Annotated in this window: 12 protein-coding genes and 2 tRNA genes; 8 read left to right on the top strand and 6 right to left on the bottom strand. The window is 57.1% G+C overall.

Annotated features, from left to right (window positions below; all coding sequences use genetic code 11):
* Window positions 1–115 precede the first annotated feature (115 nt).
* Window positions 116–856: a metal-dependent hydrolase gene (locus H4317_RS02630; RefSeq protein ID WP_185888645.1), complete on the top strand. Its 741-nt coding sequence runs from the start codon at window positions 116–118 to the stop codon at window positions 854–856.
* A gap of 686 nt (window positions 857–1,542) precedes the next feature.
* Window positions 1,543–2,553 carry an NYN domain-containing protein gene (locus H4317_RS02625; protein WP_185888644.1) on the top strand — a complete coding sequence of 337 codons (1,011 nt, stop codon included), beginning with the start codon at window positions 1,543–1,545 and terminating at the stop codon, window positions 2,551–2,553.
* Between the two features lie 87 nt (window positions 2,554–2,640).
* Here H4317_RS02625 and H4317_RS02620 read toward each other — a convergent pair whose 3' ends face one another.
* Together H4317_RS02620 and H4317_RS02615 are read right to left on the bottom strand one after the other, a co-directional pair.
* Entirely contained in the window at window positions 2,641–3,117 is a 477-nt protein-coding gene (locus tag H4317_RS02620) for a PaaI family thioesterase (protein WP_185888643.1), read from the bottom strand.
* Window positions 3,118–3,200: 83 nt separating this feature from the next.
* The gene (locus H4317_RS02615; protein ID WP_185888642.1) at window positions 3,201–3,638 is read right to left on the bottom strand and encodes a GNAT family N-acetyltransferase; all 438 of its coding nucleotides are present in this window, start codon (window positions 3,636–3,638) and stop codon (window positions 3,201–3,203) included.
* Window positions 3,639–3,771: 133 nt separating this feature from the next.
* Between H4317_RS02615 and H4317_RS02610 the strand changes: the two genes are divergently transcribed.
* Both H4317_RS02610 and H4317_RS02605 read left to right on the top strand, forming a co-directional pair.
* Window positions 3,772–4,269 (top strand): YajQ family cyclic di-GMP-binding protein, encoded by a 498-nt coding sequence (locus tag H4317_RS02610; protein ID WP_185888641.1) that lies wholly within the window; start codon window positions 3,772–3,774, stop codon window positions 4,267–4,269.
* A gap of 147 nt (window positions 4,270–4,416) precedes the next feature.
* Window positions 4,417–5,187 carry a TerC family protein gene (locus H4317_RS02605; RefSeq protein ID WP_185888640.1) on the top strand — a complete coding sequence of 257 codons (771 nt, stop codon included), beginning with the start codon at window positions 4,417–4,419 and terminating at the stop codon, window positions 5,185–5,187.
* Window positions 5,188–5,280: 93 nt separating this feature from the next.
* Here the strand turns inward: H4317_RS02605 and H4317_RS02600 are convergent, their stop codons facing one another.
* From H4317_RS02600 to H4317_RS02585, 4 genes are all read right to left on the bottom strand, one after another.
* Entirely contained in the window at window positions 5,281–6,099 is an 819-nt protein-coding gene (locus tag H4317_RS02600) for a J domain-containing protein (protein WP_185888639.1), read from the bottom strand.
* Window positions 6,096–6,521, bottom strand: a complete 426-nt coding sequence (locus tag H4317_RS02595; protein WP_185888638.1) for a hypothetical protein — start codon at window positions 6,519–6,521, stop codon at window positions 6,096–6,098. Before H4317_RS02595 ends, H4317_RS02600 begins: the two co-directional genes overlap by 4 nt.
* Before the next feature lie 93 nt (window positions 6,522–6,614).
* Window positions 6,615–9,293: a T9SS-dependent M36 family metallopeptidase gene (locus tag H4317_RS02590; protein ID WP_185888637.1), complete on the bottom strand. Its 2,679-nt coding sequence runs from the start codon at window positions 9,291–9,293 to the stop codon at window positions 6,615–6,617.
* A 182-nt stretch (window positions 9,294–9,475) separates the two neighbouring features.
* Window positions 9,476–10,018: an RNA methyltransferase gene (locus H4317_RS02585; RefSeq protein WP_185888636.1), complete on the bottom strand. Its 543-nt coding sequence runs from the start codon at window positions 10,016–10,018 to the stop codon at window positions 9,476–9,478.
* A 199-nt stretch (window positions 10,019–10,217) separates the two neighbouring features.
* On the opposite strand from H4317_RS02585, the gene mutS reads away from it, so the two are divergent.
* The 4 genes from mutS to H4317_RS02565 all read left to right on the top strand — a co-directional run bounded on the left by mutS (window position 10,218) and on the right by H4317_RS02565 (window position 18,123).
* Window positions 10,218–12,944, top strand: coding sequence for a DNA mismatch repair protein MutS (gene mutS, locus H4317_RS02580; protein WP_260625877.1), 2,727 nt, complete (start codon window positions 10,218–10,220; stop codon window positions 12,942–12,944).
* Window positions 12,945–13,195: 251 nt separating this feature from the next.
* Window positions 13,196–13,271, top strand: a tRNA-Gly gene (locus H4317_RS02575).
* Window positions 13,272–13,404: 133 nt separating this feature from the next.
* Window positions 13,405–13,487: transfer RNA gene (locus H4317_RS02570), tRNA-Leu, on the top strand.
* A gap of 385 nt (window positions 13,488–13,872) precedes the next feature.
* Complete coding sequence (locus tag H4317_RS02565) at window positions 13,873–18,123, top strand: DUF8693 domain-containing protein (protein ID WP_185888634.1); 4,251 nt, start codon at window positions 13,873–13,875, stop codon at window positions 18,121–18,123.
* Window positions 18,124–18,231 lie beyond the last annotated feature (108 nt).

Raw genomic sequence — 18,231 nt, 5'->3', positions numbered from 1 at the left:
GTACTGCATTCATCTCCTAGTTCGGATTCCGGAGGCCGTACAGGCGGCATTGCCTGCTCTAGTGCTTTGGCAGTGGTGTACCTTCGGCCCCTAATTCACTTTCTCTGTATTTCTCTTGCGCGGCTCTTCTCACTTGGCCATTGGCCTTATTACTGGCGTGGCTGTGGCTGGCCTCGTTCCTGGCGTCCCGTTCTCCGTGGCTGGCATTGCACTGGCTGGCTTCTCATCCCTGGCTCCTGACCTCGACCACCCTGGCTCGCGCCTGAGCAAACGGCTGGGCTTCGCCCAGAATTATGTGCGCTGGGCCTTTGTAGTAGCGGCACTCCTATTAGCCGCTTACACCCATTTCCAGCTGCCTATTGGGCCTGACAGGCGCATGGGCTTCACGGCAGCACTAGCCTTCGGGCTTATCGGTGCGGCTATGCAAGGCGACTCCACCCGCAAGCTGGCGCTTATGTTTACGGGCCTATGCACGGTGGTAGCGGGCCTCTATACCGGCTTTTTGTGGCTGAGTATGCTGGGCTGCTTTGTGGCGGTAGCACCCTTCACGTCGCACCGCTCCTGGACGCACACCATCTGGGCTGCCGGCCTCTGGACCTATATCGGGCACCTGGCCAACCAAACACTGGGCTGGCATGGCGTGGCGTTGTTTGCGGGCGGTGGCTATGTGTCGCATCTGCTGGCCGATACTCTCACCAAAGCCGGCGTCAAGTGGTTTATGCCCTTGCTAGACTATTCGTTCAAGATTCCGCTCATCCGTACCGGCTCCGCTAGTGGCAACATGCTGGAGGTGGCTATCTGCGTCGGCTACGGTCTGCTGGTGCTAGGGCTAGTGGTAGGAAAAATTGGATTTTAATACAAATCAATATAGCGAATCAGCAAATAGCGCAGGTGAGAAAACATTATCCCACTTTTCACCGTAATAGGACGTTTTTTTGTTAAGCTCGGCCATAACTGAACACCCTCTAAATAGCGTTGCAATAAGTCCCAGCAGGATTTTATGTTCATGTACAGCCATCAACAACTTTTATCCTATCTGATTCTCACAAAACACTCGGCAAGCCTAACTGTATTTATCCCATTGCAGACATTAAGTGAGGATAATTCTTGCAGTAGTTTTTTTTGTCTCTTAGCTTAGCGGCGAAATGCACTAAACGAAGACAGCAATAAAGCATCCGATATTCTTATGTAAGATATATTTTATTTAATATTACAACATGTAAATGTGTAGGGCCTGCTAAGGCAGGAGCAGCCGCTTATCTACTAGGCTGTTTCCCCGGTAGCAGGCAACAGAGTGGTTTTCGCCGATGCAGTAGCGCCTTTGTACCGGCCTTCGGCGTGGACGCTAGCCAGGCAAAGAATTCAACTACCTGTGCTGTAATATGATGGTACTCACCCAATATACTACGTGCTTCAGGCAGCTAAACACTTGGGTATTGTATCTTTGGCACAAGACTGTGCCATACCAGCCGCAGCCGAACCGAATTATCTGCCTCTTCTACCCCCTACACACCTCCTGCTTACCCTCAAACCTTTTTCTGTATGAACCAGATAAATAGCCCTCTGATTAGGATAGGCGTCTTTTATGACGGCAATTATTTCCTGAAGATCAGTGATTACTACTACTTCCAGCATGACCGCAAGGCCCGTATTAGCCTAGAAGGTTTGCACGAGTTTATCCGGCATCAGGTAGCGGAAGAAGAAGATGTTGATGTGCGCCTGAGCCGCATCATCGACGCTCACTTTTTCCGTGGCCGCCTTTCGGCCACAGAAGCGCGCGACAAAGACCGGCTGTTCCATGACCGGTTGCTCGACGATATTCTCATGAACATGAGCATCGCCACGCACTATATGCCCCTGAAAACGCGTGATGGGCGCCTGCAGGAAAAAGGCATTGACGTGTGGCTATCGTTGGAAGCGCTGGAACTGGCCCTGCACAAAAGCTACGACGTTATCGTTCTTATTGCCGGCGACTCGGACTACGTGCCCCTTATTAAGAAGCTCAACACCATCGGCACGCGTGTGATGCTGCTGAACTGGGACTTCAAGTACGTGGATTTCAAAGGCGAAGCCCGCGTAACCCGCGCTTCGCAGCACCTGCTCGAGCAGGCCACCTACCCGGTGCAAATGCACGAAATCATTGATCAAGGCCTCGTCGATACTGATGAGCTGATCGAAAGCATGTTTGTGAACACGCCGGACCCGGTTCCTTTCCCAGCCGTAGCGAAACCTGTGCGCCCCACCGGCCCTACTGCTGCCGGCCCGGTTGGCACTATTGGCATCAGCACCATCAAGAACCTCAAGAACGGCTTTGGCTTCGTAGTGATGCCGCCCAATAACCTGTTCTTCAGCTATGCCGATATGGCGGAAGGCGACTTCAACGAGCTGCGCGAAGGCGACTGGGTAGAATTCACGGTAGGCCGCAACCACCGCGACGAGGACTGTGCCCGCAACGTACGCAAAGTGGCCGCTCCTGCTATGGAAGAAGGCGACGAGTACGATGATGAAGAATCGCACGAGCATGAGTCGGCAGACTCATCCGAGCACTTGTAAGTTTTTGCCCTTGGTTCGGCTATAAAAAGCCGCCGGCTGCTTTCCCTGAGCGCTGGCGGCTTTTTGCTTTCTACTGATTCAAAGCAACTACTCCGCTGGCTCAGTATCGGGGAAGAGCAGCCGGTGAAAGTCGCGCTTATCTGCTGGGTAGCGGTTGAACGTGCCCATACCCCGCGCCACAACTAGGCTCCGCGTAGTGCATTCAATGGCCGCACTCGTGACTACCAACGTGTTGCCAGCATGTTCTACGTGGGCGCGGGCCAGCAGATGGTCATGGAGCCGGACCGGATGTAGGTAGTTTATCTTGAATTCGACCGTGGATACCAGTTCGCCGCGGGTGAAGGCCAACGACAACGCGGCAGCTCCCAGCGCAGCATCCATCAGGCCCGCCAGCACGCCACCGTGGCAGGTGCCTGGTGAGGAGAGGTGCTCTTCCCGGATGGTCATGGCATACCGCACTTCGCCGGGCTCCGAGACGGTCAGCACCATGCCATTGGTGCGGCCGTAGCTATTTATCTGGTTGTAGATGGCTATCAGCGTGCCAACGTCAGGAAGCTGCTCCATGTTGAGAAAGAGAGAAGTAAGTGGCAGGAAAAGTAGCTACTTTGGGCAACACCTACGCGACTATTCGGTGGCGGCCGCTACTTCTACAAAGCTTTACGCATCAGCTGGTGGGCTACAGTGCCAAACAACGTGTGCGACGGAGCCACTACTAGGTAGCCGAGCTGCTGGTAAAACGGCACAGCATTTTCGCGGGCGTGCAGCACTATTTCCGTGAGACCTTGCCGGCGGGCGGCGGCTTCCAGAAATTCCAGTATCTGGCGCCCCACGCCCTGGCCCTGCGCTGCTGATGCTACCGCCATAAAGCGCACCTGGCCCTGCCGCTGGCCGGAAGGATGCAGGCGCCCCACGCCCAGCGCCTTTCCATCAGGAGCAAGCAGCAGGGCGTGTGTGGTAGTCGGGGCGGCATCATCCTCGGCATGCTCAGAGCCTTCGGGCTGCTGCCAGGGCTGGCGCAGCACTTCGTAGCGGAGCCGGAAATAGGCGGCCCACTCGGCAGGAGTAGCAGGAGAATGAACGGACATGGGGAGGCTGGCCAAGGATGATACCGGCAAAAGTAGCACCCGCTGAATCATCCCCAACTTCCTACCTTTGGCCTTCGCCTCAACCGGCCCGCTGGTTTGGCGTATTGGCTTCCATACCTTCTCTTTCCTCCCCATGGCATCTTTCGACATTGTAAGCAAAGTGGATCCGCAAACGCTGGAAAACGCGGTAAACACGGCGAAAAAAGAACTACAGACCCGCTACGACCTGCGCGATACCAAAGGAGGTATTGACCTTGATAAAAAGGCCAATACTATTCTGCTCAGTTCCGAAAACTCCATGCGGGTGAAGGCGCTGGAAGATATTCTGCTGGGTCGCGTAGTGAAGCAGGGAATTGATGGCACGGCGCTGGACTTTTCGGCGGAGGAGCAAGCCAGCGGCAACCTCGTGAAGAAGACCATCAAAGTGCGCGCCGGCGTGGACAAGGACACGGGCCGCAAAATCAGCAAGGCTATCAAAGACGCTAAGCTGAAAGTGGAGGTGCAGATGCAGGACGACCAAATGCGCGTGACGGCCAAGAAAATAGACGACCTGCAGGCTGCCATTGCTGTGCTCCGCCAACACTCCGCCGACATTGGCCAGCCGCTGCAGTTCGTGAATATGAAAAGCTAAGTGGGTCCACAGCATCTGCTGCCCTAGCGAGGCTGATGCACTTTCAGCTTTCAGTGGCAGGCGCGTACCTGCACTCCGGCCCCTACCGGCCCCTAAGTCGCCAAAGCTCTACTCCTCTCCCCTTTACGTTTACCAGCCTACCACTCCATGAACTTCGATTTTTCGGTCTTCTCCAGCGCTCCGGCCTGGATCAGCCTCCTCACGCTGACCTTTATGGAAATCGTGCTGGGTATCGACAATATCATCTTCATATCCATCATCGTGAACCGGCTGCCCAAAGAGCAGCATGCCCGCGGCCGTAGCATCGGACTACTGCTGGCGCTGGTGTGCCGCATCGGGTTGCTCATGAGTATCACGTGGATTGTGGGCCTGAAAGCCGCTTTATTCAGCGTGAACCTGCCGTGGATGGCAGAGCCGTTCGGGGTATCGGGCCGCGACCTTATTCTGCTGGCTGGCGGTCTGTTCCTGATTGGCAAAAGCACTACGGAAATTCATACCAAGCTCCAGGGTGAGGAAGAAGAAGAGCATGGCGGCAAAGGCAAAGCCACCATGGCCAGCACCATTCTGCAGATCATCGTCATCGACATCGTGTTCAGCTTCGACTCCATCCTGACGGCCGTGGGCCTTGTGGATAATGTACTGATTATGGTGCTGGCTGTCGTTCTGTCGATGGGCGTAATGCTGGTCTTCTCGGGTATAGTGGCCGATTTCGTGAACCGCAATCCTACCATCAAAATGCTGGCCCTCTCCTTCCTGATCATGATTGGGGTAATGCTGGTGATGGAAGCCTTCCACAAGGAAATCGAGAAAGGCTACATCTACTTCGCTATGTTCTTCTCGCTGGTAGTAGAAGTGTTGAATATGCGCCTGCGCAAGAAAGCCACCCCAGTTCATCTGCGCGACTCGCAATACGACTAAGCGCCGGCAGTGGCTTACTACTTACTAAAAACGCCCGCAACTCTGGTTGCGGGCGTTTTTGATTACGGGTTTGTACCAACCTTCCCTGATTTGTTAGACAAAACACAGGTAGAGAAATAAAAAGAAAACAGCGACGGAATTGGTAAACCCCACATTAAAAGCGCGGTCGGGACGAAGGCTGACGCACAAAAACAATAGGGCGCTACCTGCCACTACCACGCACAGCATCCACAGGAAGTCGAATCGACTGATTTGCAGTGTATCGCCCTGCATCTTGCCAGAGCGTATCATTACAGTTTTCACTTTGCCAAACCATGGCGTTTGCAGCACTCGTATTTGGTCGCCTTTTTCAAGCTCCGTATCGTTATCTACCTTAAAATTGGAATTCTGAGTGTACACAATAAAGTAAGATGACGAGCCTCTCTTACTACTTCGGGTCACGTATTCGAATTCTTGCACTGTTTCGTCAGATAGCGTTTCTGTTCGATTGAAGTCAACGGTGAGGAGCGCTACACTCAGTAGGCTCAGATAGGCCACAATCCGAAAGCGGGGCAAAATGCGCCGAAATTCGGCGGCGTAACGTATGTGCATCGGTTGAAGAGGAGGCCGGGCACTTGCCTTGGCACGGCGATACCCCCGGCGGCGTAAGGCCGGGTCCGGGTGCGGCTCGGTATCAGCATCTGTTTCTGGAGCCGGCTGAACCAGTCGGCGCAGTTGCTGGTCGTAGGCAGCGCGACGGGTAGCATTGCTTAGTGTCTCATAGGCTTCGTTGATGGCTATGTAGCGGCGGTGAGCAGCCGGATCGGGCGTGCGGTCGGGGTGCGTGAGCAGCACGAGGCGCCGGTATGCCTGGCGGATTTCGGCGGCAGTAGCCTGCTCGCTCACACCCAGTACCATATAATGAGTGCTCATGCTGCCAAGGCTACTACCGTGGCTGTCTGGTCCTGCACACGCCGGGTAGCCAGTTCCAACAAACGCCGATTCAACTCTGAACGGTACTGCCGGTAATATGCCAATTCGGGTGTCGTAAACAGGCCAATTACCACTCCGACCACAGTGTACCGCAGCTTGGTATTGCGGGTCAGTAACTCGGCCACTAGCCGCTGCTGCTCAGTAAGTGAAGCGGAGGCTAACGGAATATGATGGTCGCGCACAAAGTCAGCCACAACGGCTAGCAGAACGTCGTTCTGCAGCTTCAGAACCGGACGCAGCGTATGGTGCAGAAAATCAGCGGGCGTGGCGTCGCCGGAGGCTGGCTGCACTTGCGGTAGCGTAGGCCGCAGGGCCAACAGCGCCGAGTCGGGCCGGCTGGTGGGAGGCATTTCAATAGACATCAGAATAGAATTCAGGAAGCAAGTAGCACAAAAAACCCGCCCGACATACTGCCGGACGGGTTTTGCTCTGGTAGCAACAGAAAGCCAGCTGGCTTAGTGCTGCACCGCTACTTTCTTGGTGATAGTGCCTTCCGAAGTAGTCAGGCGTACTACATACACACCGTTAGCCAATTCGGCCGTGTTCAGCTTCACGCCAGCTTGCTGGATAGTAGAAGCCGGTACCGACATCGTGCGTACTACCTGCCCCATCATGGTCAGCAACTCTACCGATACGGCCGATTTGCTGCTCACCTGCGTGCGAACCAATACCTGGTCACGAGCGGGGTTAGGATATACTTCCAGCATTTGCTCGTTGAGCTGCTTGTTGGTGCTGAGCGTAGTAGGCAGCGCGAAACCGGCGAAGTTGTCGGTTACGCTGGTAGCCAGACCCTGGATTGCATCGAAGCCCATACCCCGACGAGCGAAGGCACGCCAGATGATGTCCGAGTTCGAGCCGCCATAGAGCAGCGAGTCGGCCTTCAGGATGGCGTTGCGGCCGTCCAGCATGCCAGGTGTGCAGGGCTGCAGCTTCATGCCTTCCAGCACCAAGCGCAGCGTCATGTTGTTGCCGCCGGTCAGCGCCTTGAGGTTGGCGTTGTAGCCGTGGCGCGCAATCATGGCCCAGTTCATATCCCACAGCGCCGTGCACCAGATTTCACCTACGGAGTGCGTTTCGGTGTAGCCAGGAGTGCCCAGATTATCGTAGGTCAGGTCGCTGATCTGCATGTTGGTGGTATACGGCTGCGTGCGGATACCTGCGCCGGCAACCGGCTCCGAAACGGCGTACGTTCCGATACCGCGGGGCGTAGTACCTACGTCGCCGGGCTTGGTCGTCATCCACAAGCCGAAGAAGTCGCTCCAGCCTTCACCCATGGTTTCGTAACCGGTGGTGTTGGGCAGGCAGCTTGAGTTCAGGCGGCCGCCAGTGAGGCGGGTAGAAATACCGTGGCCATACTCGTGCGAGATGATACCGTTGTCGAAGTCACCGTCGCGGCGAGGCGTAGTGCCAGCCGTGAGCGTTACGGTCTGGCCAGCCGTGATGGCCGCCAGCAGACGGGAGCCGTCCACGTAGTTGATAAACAGCGAAGGAATCCGGATACCGATGGAATCGGGAGCCGTGCCAGCCATCGTCACGAGGGCCGTCGAACCCACGATGCTGTCCATTACCACCACAAGGCGGGCGCCGGCATCCTGGGCATTCTTGATCTTAGCTGAGAAGTTGCACTTGCCACGACGGATGAAGGCAATGTTTCCATTGACAGCTGCCGCGTTTACGAATGGCACGTTGCAACCCCGCATAGGCTGAGGCGAACCATCATTCACCGGAACCAGCGTACCCGTGATAGGGCCAACCACAGACAGAGAACGGCCTTGCGCGCTTTCCTGCGCCGACAGTGGGCCAGCCACAGAAGCCGGAGCCGTCACGGTCACAGAAGTAACGCCCGACCATTCGAACATCTGCATCCGTGGAGCCGAGCCGTCAATTGGAGTCGAGAAGTTAGCGTTGTTCAGGTTAGGCGTTGCCAGGGAAGCACCATCTTGTGCTTCTGCCCGCACCGGGTCGTTGCCGCCGGGTGTAGCTGTACCGTTGGTAGTGGTGTAGTTCTTAACCTGGAAGTTGCCGGCTGCTTCCGTGAAGCCCTTGCTGGCCATCACATCGTGCATCACGTTGTTCCAGTAGAACAGGTTGGTTACGGCGGCGTCTTTGTTGATTTCAGGCTGCGCCGAAGTGGCGAAGGGGAAGTCAAAGATCTGCGTAGGGCCACCGTCAGGGCTGGCACCTTTGCGGAATCCGTTTACACCGTTACGATCCAAATAGGCATACACGTTGTTGCCTTTCGTGTTGGTGGAGTCAGCGCCGGCTATGCCGTTCACATCGTGCCAGCCGAAGGGCGAAACCGTCAGATCGGCAGGGTCTACTACCAACTGACGAGCACCGTGGCTGGGGCTCTCAATCGAGAGAGGCAACACGTTGTAGGAGTTGGGCACGTTCACACGGTTGGCCGTAGCGGGCGTAGCCAGCACCTGCTGCCAGCCGCGCGACGCCATCGCCTGCTGGGTCATTTCAGCAAACGATACGGGCTCCGAAACAGTGTAGTCAGTTTTGTCGAGCAGCAGGCCGCTCTGTGCATCTACGCGCACATTCCAGTGGTGCATGGCATCCTGCGGAGCCAGCGTCACGTCCCAGGCCAGCGCAAGCTCGCCGTTGGCTTTGATCTGGTACATCAGCTTCACCGGAATCTTATCCAGCGAAATGCCACCATCGTTGAAAACCATGCCTTCGGCCGGACGGCCTTCCTGCTCCACGCTCAGGGAGCGGGGCGCAGGCATATTCAGGGCCCGGGCCGCAGCAGCTACGGCTTGTGCAGGCGTGAGTGAAGGCGTAGTAGAACGTACTTTAGCCGCCACACCAGACACAAAATTGTGGTGCAACACTACCACACGGCCATTGCTGGCCACGTGTACGTTAGCTACTGCTCCATGAATTTCAATGCCCTGGTGACGCTGGCGCAGATATACGTGCGTCAGGCCAGTGCTGGCATCAGTATACTGGCTGGTGATGGCCGGGCTGGCCATGTCCTGCTCGCTCAGCCCCTGGCGTACTGCCTTGCTCGTTAGAGCCGACAGCGCCTGGGTCACAGGCGCCTGCTGGGCAGCAGCCAAGCCGGGCACCGCCAGCATAGCCGCCAGCAACAGCGCCCGGCTGCCTGGCATTGTAAAAGTTGATTTCATCCGGTTAGGAAAGTAAAAATGGGAAATTGGAAAAGTCGTTAGGTTCAAACTACACCTGCCAGCAGGTGTCTCGTCTCAAATCTACGTAGGAAATCGGGAATTTCAGATAGCCGCGACAGGCAATACTGTCACTTGTTTTACAGAAGCCAAACAGCCCCCTAAAACAAGGCTAAGCATCTGGCTTATTGCATGTTCGACCACCCCATTTTAGTCATGAAATCCCACAGCACTACGCCTGCCGCTACGCTCACATTCAGGCTGTGCTTGGTACCGAACTGCGGTATTTCTACAGCTGCGTCGCAGAGTGCCAGCACCTCATCCTCCACGCCAAATACCTCATTGCCCATTACCAACGCATAGCGCCGGGCCGGATCCGGCTGAAACGCGGGCAGCAGCTGGCTGCCGGTTGTTTGCTCCACCGCCACCAGCACATAGCCGGCGGCTCGCAACTGGTGCAGCGCCTGCAGCGTGGTAGGCGCATATTCCCACGCTACCGACTCAGTGGAGCCCAGCGCCGTTTTGGTGATTTCGCGCTGCGGTGGGCGGCCCGTAATACCGCAGAGCCAGATCTTTTCAATGGCAAACGCGTCGGCGGTGCGGAATGCAGCGCCCACGTTGTGCAGGCTGCGCACGTTGTCGAGCACTAGGGTGAGGGGGAATTTTCGCGTATTTTTGAAGTCTGCCACCGTCAGCCGGTTCAGTTCTTCCATCGAAAGTTTGCGCATGCAGCGGGAGCTTCAGCCGGCACCACGGCAGCCCTGAAAAAGGCACCGTAGGCCGAGCTATTTTTAGTAAACGAATGTTCTGACGGGCGCAAGCTAAAGCTTACGCCACATTTCCATGCCCAAAGTCGCCGACCCCAACAAAAAGCCCATCCGCACGCACGGCACACTCGGTCCCGCTCCCGTGGTCGATACGCCGCTGATGCGCCAGTATTACGAGCTGAAGCAGGCTCACCCCGGCGCAGTGCTCCTGTTTCGCGTCGGCGACTTCTACGAAACCTTCGGTGAGGATGCCGTGACGGCCTCGCGCATTCTGGATATCACCCTCACGAAACGTGGAGCGGGCACGGCCTCCGAAACGCCCTTAGCCGGCTTTCCCCATCATGCCCTCGACAACTACTTGCCCAAGCTGGTACGGGCCGGGCAGCGCGTGGCCATCTGCGACCAGCTCGAGGACCCCAAGCTGGCTAAGGGCCTCGTGAAGCGCGGCATTACGGAACTGGTAACGCCCGGCGTGAGCCTGCACGACAATGTGCTGGACCGCCGCTCCAACAACTACCTCTGCGCCGTGCATTTCGGGAAGCAGGAAGCCGGTATTTCGTTTCTCGATATCAGCACCGGTGAGTTTTTGGTGGCCCAGGGTACTATCGAATACTTGGGCAAGCTACTGCAGAATTTCCAGCCGGCAGAAGTGCTATTCTGCAAGAGAAGCCGCCAGGAGTTTGAAAGCCACTTCGGGCCTGATTACTGCCACTTTGCACTAGATGAGTGGGTATTCGGCTTCGACTATGGCCACGACACGCTTACGCGCCACTTCAATACCACGTCCCTCAAAGGCTTCGGTATTGACGGGCTGCGCGAAGGCATTACAGCGGCCGGCTGTATCCTCCACTACCTCGCCGAAACCAAGCACACCGACGTGGGACACATCGGCAGCATTGGGCGGCTGGAGGAGGATAAGTACGTGTGGCTCGACCGGTTTACGGTGCGCAACTTGGAGCTGGTACAGGCCCAGCACCCTGGTGGTGTCCCGCTGATTGACATCCTAGACCAGACTGTAACGCCTATGGGGGCGCGGCTGCTGCGCAAATGGGTAGTACTGCCCCTGAAAGAGCCCGCCCAGATTCAGCGTCGCCTCGAAACCGTGGAAGCGTTACTTCAGACGCCGGAGCTACTGGAGAATATTCTGCAGCACCTGCGCCAGATCAACGACCTGGAGCGGCTGATTTCCAAGGTGGCGGTACGCCGTATCAACCCACGCGAACTGACACAGCTGGCCCGCGCCCTAGAAGCCATTGGCCCTATCCGCACGGAGCTGGCCGGCTCGGGCATTCGGGCCCTGCAGAAGCTGGCCGATCAGCTGAATCCCTGTGCTACTCTGCGCGACGAAATCCAGGCGAAAATCAAGGCAGATGCGCCCGTCCTGACCAACCAGGGCGGCGTGCTGAACGATGGCGTGGATAAAGAGCTGGATGAGCTGCGGGCCATGGCTTTTTCGGGCAAGGACTACCTGTTTCAACTGCAGCAACGTGCCATCCAGGAAACCGGCATTTCGTCGCTGAAAGTGGCTTACAACAAGGTGTTTGGCTATTATCTGGAAGTGACGAACTCGCACAAAGACAAAGTGCCTGCCTCCTGGATTCGGAAGCAGACGCTGGTGAATGCGGAGCGCTATATCACGGAAGAGCTGAAAGTATACGAGGAGAAAATTCTGCACGCCGAGGAACGCCTGTTCGTCATCGAGCAGAACATCTACAATGAGTTGGTGCTGTTTGCCGCCGAATATGTAGCCCAGATTCAGCAGAACGCCCGCGCCATTGGCGTTGCCGACTGTCTGGCTTCGTTTGCGGCTACGGCCCGCCAGCACCGCTACGTAAAGCCCACCGTTGACGATTCCACGCTGCTTGATATCCGGGCGGGCCGCCACCCGGTCATTGAACGCCAGTTGCCGCCCGGTGAGCAATATATCCCCAACGATATTTGCCTCGACCAGGACGACCAGCAGATTGTGGTGATTACCGGCCCGAACATGGCCGGCAAGTCGGCGCTGTTGCGCCAGACGGCCCTGATTGTGCTGCTGGCCCAGATTGGCTCCTTCGTGCCCGCCGACGCGGCCCACATTGGCGTCATCGATAAGATTTTTACCCGGGTGGGCGCTTCCGATAACCTGAGCAAGGGCGAAAGCACTTTCATGGTGGAAATGACCGAAACCGCCAGCATCCTCAACAACCTCTCGGACCGGAGCCTGGTGCTGATGGATGAAATTGGGCGGGGCACCAGCACTTACGATGGTATCAGCATTGCCTGGGCCATTGTGGAGCACCTGCATAATTCGCCCAGGGCGCGGGCCAAAACCCTCTTTGCCACTCACTACCACGAGCTCAACCAACTAGCCGACGACTGCCCCCGGGTGCGCAACTACAACGTGGCCGTGAAAGAAGCCGACGGACGCATCCTGTTCCTGCGCAAACTGCGAGAAGGCGGCTCCGAGCACTCGTTCGGGATTCATGTGGCACGGATGGCTGGCATGCCTACGTCTGTCGTTTTGCGCGCCAACGAAATCATGCACCACTTGGAGCAGGAGCGCACCTCCGCTGGCATAGATGCGGATGCCCCGACTGAATTTGACGATGTGCTAACAGGTCTGGATTCCGAACCAGATGGCGGCAAGGTAGTGGCAATGAATGGCGCGGCTGTATCCGCCGCAACTCCAGACGCCGAGTCGGCCCGGCGTGGCCCTAAGGCCCAACCTGCAGCGGCCGTACACAATGCCCCCCGTCCTAGTCTGCAGCTCAGCATGTTCGAGCCTGCTGATCCGGCCCTGGAGCGAGTCCGGGAGCTGCTAGAAAAGTTGGACGTAAATACCCTTACTCCCATCGAAGCGCTGCTCAAGCTCAATGAGCTGAAGCTGGCCGTGGGCGGTAGGTAACACTGGTGATGGGTACCCAGCGAGAACCTATACCCAATTGCGTAGCTGGCTGAGGAACGGTTTTAGCCAGCTGCACCACGTGGGATTTGGCCTGCACATAGCTTGTCTATGAAATTTTTCTCTCTGAGAATGAGCCGAAAACACTGTTACCAAGGAGAATATTGCGCTTTTTTGCAGCCTAAGTCTTGACAGAAAGAAAAGACGTTGTACCTTTGTCACATCAAAACGCCACTACGGCGCCAAGATCAAAAGCGAGAGTAGCTCAGTTGGTAGAGCGCGACCTTGCCAAGGTCGAGGTCGCGAGTTCGAACCTCGTCTCCCGCTCCAAAAGGATGCTTCTTCGGAAGCATCCTTTTTTTGTTTTATGGTAAGTATCATGCAGCTAAAAGTTGCTGCTGGAGCAGGAATTCAGAGTTATTTGCTCAACTTGCTTTCCGGCTATTGCTAGCATAAAATTCCTGCCAGAGTGGTGTAATGGTAGCCACGAGGGACTTAAAATCCCTTGTCTTCACGGACGTACGGGTTCGAGTCCCGTCTCTGGTACAATCGAAAAGCCTCCTTTCCTTCGCGGAAAGGAGGCTTTTTCATCTTCAGCTTACTGTCACTGAGTATAACCGGTCACGAATAAGGTGTACGATTTGAGGAGCGCAATCAAGCACACTATTGACCTGGATTTTAGAAAGTTAACCATGGTAGAAGCAGTCATTTTTTTAGTTTTACTAGCTTTTCCCAGCAAGAGCTGGAAGTTGCTCCGCCCCTAATTGCGACCTATTTGGCACAGTAGCCAATTCTGCCATCATGCGTTGGCACTATACCGTTAGCTGCTTGCATCGGATGCCCTATATTGTGAGTACTTAATCAAGTTTCGGTCATAGGTGCTGACCTGTACCACGGTTGGCTATTTTTCATCCCATGCTTCCTGCCCTCTATGCATAATTCTACTGTTTCGGCTATCTGTAGCCTTCCTTCCTTACGAGCTGTCGGCCAACTAATAATCCTGCTCAGCATGGTGCTGTTGGTTGGTCGGGCTTGGGCCACTACCCCACCGCTACGTCCCTCTCCTACTCCGGCCGGCGGCCGGTCATTGGCTGAGGTTCTCACCCTCGAGGGCACGTTGCGACCGGGCGCAACTGGCTCGTTCAACGCGGCAGGCTACCGGCTGCAAACCGCGCCCGATGGCAAGCCCTTGTTCCGGACCCTGGGCACGGCCGGCGCGGGCGACCAGAATTGGCAGGATGCGTTTGGCCCCAGCCTTGGCCCCGATGCGGAAGTGCGGACGACGGTAGTGGCGCCCAACGGCGACGTTTATATTGGCGGGATGTTTCGAAATGTTGGCAATGTCAGTGCCAACTACCTGGCTAAATGGGACGGCACCACCTGGAGCAGCCTGGGCACAGGCCTGAATGGAGCCGTTTACGCGCTGGCAGTAGACGGCAACGGTAACGTATACGCCGGGGGAAACTTCACCACGGCCGGCGGCATCAGCGCCAGCCGTATTGCGCGGTGGAACGGCACCGCTTGGAGTAGCCTAGGCACCGGACTGAATAGTGTGGTGCAGGCCCTAGCCCTGGATGCCGCCGGCAACGTGTACGCTGGCGGCTATTTTACCACCGCCGGCGGAGTTGGTGCCAGTGGCATTGCCAAATGGAACGGCACCGCCTGGAGCAGCCTGGGCGGCCCTCCAAAGTCCTACGGCGCTTATTCTACTGATGTTTTAGCGCTGGCGGTCGATGGCAATGGCAACGTATACGCTTCCTGTGCTTACAACTTTGTGCAGTTCTACGACTACAATATATCCCGATGGAATGGCAGCACTTGGAATGACATCAGCTTCGATAGCGCCATTTTTGGCTATAATGGCCCGGTCTACGCTTTAAAAACAGACAACGCAGGCAACCTCTACGCCGGGGGGAACTTTCAGACAATAAGCGGTGTGGCGGCCAACAATATGGCCAAATGGAACGGCACCGCCTGGAGCAGTCTGGGAGCGGGTCCGAATTCACAAGTTAATGCCTTGGCAGTGGATGGCAGCGGCAATGTGTATGCTGGTGGATTTTTTACCACGGCCGGGGGCGTCAGCGCCAACCGCGTCGCCAGATGGAACGGCACTACCTGGAGCAGTCTGGGTCCAGGCCTGAATGACATTGTTTGGGCGTTGGCGCTGGACGGCAGCGGAAACCTATACGCTGGGGGAGTATTCATGGCGGCCGGAGGCCTAAATGCGCGCCGCTTGGCTAAGTGGAACGGCAGCGCCTGGAGCGCACTGAACAGCGGCGTGGCGGGTGAAGGAATGGGGGCGCGCGTGCGGGCTGTGGCCCTGGACGGCGCCGGCAATGTGTACGTAGGCGGAGACTTTACCACCGCCGGCAGCATATCGGCTAACTTTATTGCCAAATGGAATGGCACCACCTGGAGCGCCCTTGGCACGGGCCTGAACGCCAACGTGAATGCCCTGGCGGTGGATGGCAGCGGTAACGTATATGCCGGGGGAGGCTTTACTATCGCCGGGGGCCTGAGCGCCAGCCGCATTGCCAAGTGGGATGGCACCACCTGGAGCACGCTCGGCACCGGCCTAAACAGCAACGTGGCGACTGTAGCAGTGGACGGCAGCGGCAATGTGTACGCGGGAGGCGAGTTCACTGCTGCTGGGGGGATAAGTGCCAGCCGCATCGCCAAGTGGAACGGCACGGCCTGGAGCAGTTTGGGCACCGGCATGAATGGGGGCGTTGAGGCCTTGGTGGTGGATGGTGGTGGGCAACTATATGCCGGTGGCTATTTCACCACGGCCGGCGGAGTTGGTACCAATGGCATTGCCAAATGGAACGGCACCGCCTGGAGCGCCCTCGGCACAGGAGTAATCTTCAGCCCCGCCACGCAGTTTCAAGCTGGGGTGACTGCCTTGGCCGTGGACGGCAACGGCACGCTCTACGCCGGCGGCAGCTTCACCAGCGCGGGCGGCACCGCCGCCAGCTACATTGCTCAATGGAATGGCACCGCTTGGAGCAGTGTAGGTTCCGGCACGAATGCTTTCATCTGGGGCCTGGCCGTGGACAGCCGCAACAACCTGTATGCCGGAGGCGACTTCACCACCGCCGGCGGCACTAGCGCCAGCCGCATTGCCAAGTGGGATGGCACCACTTGGAGCACGCTTGGCACCGGCCTCAATGCGCTTGTGTTCGACCTGACTACCAATAGTAGCGGCCAAGTATACGCCGGAGGAAACTTCACCGCCGTAGGCGACGGTAGCAAACCAACTCTCTATTTCGGAATTTACAATCCGGCCACCCCGCCAGTGGCCTCAACCTGGACAGGAACAACCTCAACCGACTGGTTTGCAGCCGGCAACTGGACGGCAGGCGTACCCACCGCCACGCTGGACGCAACCGTGCCCGCTGGCGCTCCGCGCTACCCGGTCATTGCTAGCGGCACGGCCCTAGCTCGCAACCTGACTCTGGCCGCCGGCGCCAGCCTGACCCTGACCGCCGGAACCCTGAACTTACAGGGCCAGTTTAGCAACAACGGCACTTTTAGCGCGGCTGGCGGCTCCGTGGAATTTACGGGTGCCCTCGGCCAAGGCGTAAGCGGCAGCAGCGGCACCCGGTTCTGGAACCTGCGTATTGGTGCAGCCGGCGCGGCTCTGGGCAGCCCAGTGACGGTGCAGGGTCTGCTGACGCTCGACGGGAACCTAAGCACCAATGGCCATATACTAACCTTGGAGTCAACATCGGCACAGACGGCGCTGGTAGTGAACAGCGGCGGCTCAGTACTCGGCAACGTGACAGTGCAGCGGGCCATTTCCTCCACGCTCAATCCTGGGTTGGGTTACCGCCACTATAGCTCCCCAGTACAAAATACTACGGTAGCCGACTTAGCAACGAATGGCTTCGCACCAGTAACCAACCAAGCATACAACACCTCAGCCACACCAAATGCGGTGACTCCCTTCCCGACGGTGTTTGGCTACAACCAAAACCGTCTGGCATCAGCAACCAACAATCTAGCTGCCTTCGACCAAGGCTGGTTTTCGCCTGCAGCCACTGACCCGCTGCTTCCTGGCCACGGCTACACTGTGAACATTGATGCCAGCCAGACCATTGACTTCGTAGGGTCTTTGCAAACCGGCCCAGTGACGGTAGCACTAGCTCGCAACAGTGGCGCTGGTGCCACTGCCGGCGGCTGGGCTTTGCTAGGTAACCCATACCCGGCACCGGTTGACTGGAGTCTGGTAGACCCAGCCGACCGGCCTAACCTAGATGCTGCGATGTATGTATTTGAGAGCAGCAGTGCATATGGCGGACAGTACCGCTCCTATGTGAATGGCATTGGCAACCCCGTGCTGCCCATGGCACAAGGATTTTTTGCTCGGGTTAGCGCGGGCCAGACTGCAGGCACACTCACCTTCCGCAACACCCAGCGCCTGACTGCACCTGACAACAACACACCCTTCCAACGTAGCACCGTTGACCTGCGCCCCTTGGCACACTTGGAATTGCGCAGTTCTACCGGCCTGTCCGATACTTTTTATGCCTATGCCGAAACCGGGGCTACACCTGGGGCAGACGCTGCCTACGACGCCGTGAAACTGCCAAATACTTCCAGACTGAACGTGACAAGCCAAGCAGCTACCGGCGAGTTTTTGGCCATCGACGGCCGCCCATCCTTCGCTGCTACCACCACACTACCTCTGACAGTCGCCGTACCTGCAGCCGGAAATTACACCCTCACCGCCGCTGCCCTGCGCAACCTGCCCACTGGCCTCGACGCCTATCTAACCGACGTGGCCACAGGGCAAATTACAAACCTGAGCCAGCAGCCAGCCTATGTTTTCGGCGTGAGTGTTGTCGAAGCCGCTACTCCACTCACCGGGCGTTTCATCTTGCATTTTGCTACGCGCGGGACACTGGCCACAGCTTCTGCCCTTACATCAGCCCAAGTCGCAATTTATCCTAACCCGGCTCACGGAGCCTTCCAAGTGAATATACCGGCTGTGTCCGGCGTCAAACTGGGGCAGATCGAATTGCTCAATAACCTAGGCCAAGTGGTGCGCCAGCAGGCAGTTGTCATTTCCACCAACGGTGCCTCGTTCTCCATCGAGACGACTGGTCTGGCACCAGGCGTTTATACCCTGCATCTGCAAGCCGGCGCCACCAGCGTAGCCAAGCGTATTGTCATCCAATAACGCATTACTGAGCCGTTATCAGGGTTTTGCGGCCAGTTATTAGGGCGTTAGGCTATAGCACAAGCGAGGTAAAAAAGGTGCCTGATGGATGTGTTCTTATAACGCTCC

The sequence above is a fragment of the Hymenobacter sediminicola genome, assembly GCF_014250515.1.
Classification (GTDB): Bacteria; Bacteroidota; Bacteroidia; order Cytophagales; family Hymenobacteraceae; genus Hymenobacter; species Hymenobacter sediminicola.
The sequence above is the reverse complement of the archived record's forward strand: the minus strand, read 5'-3'. Positions and strand labels throughout refer to the sequence as shown.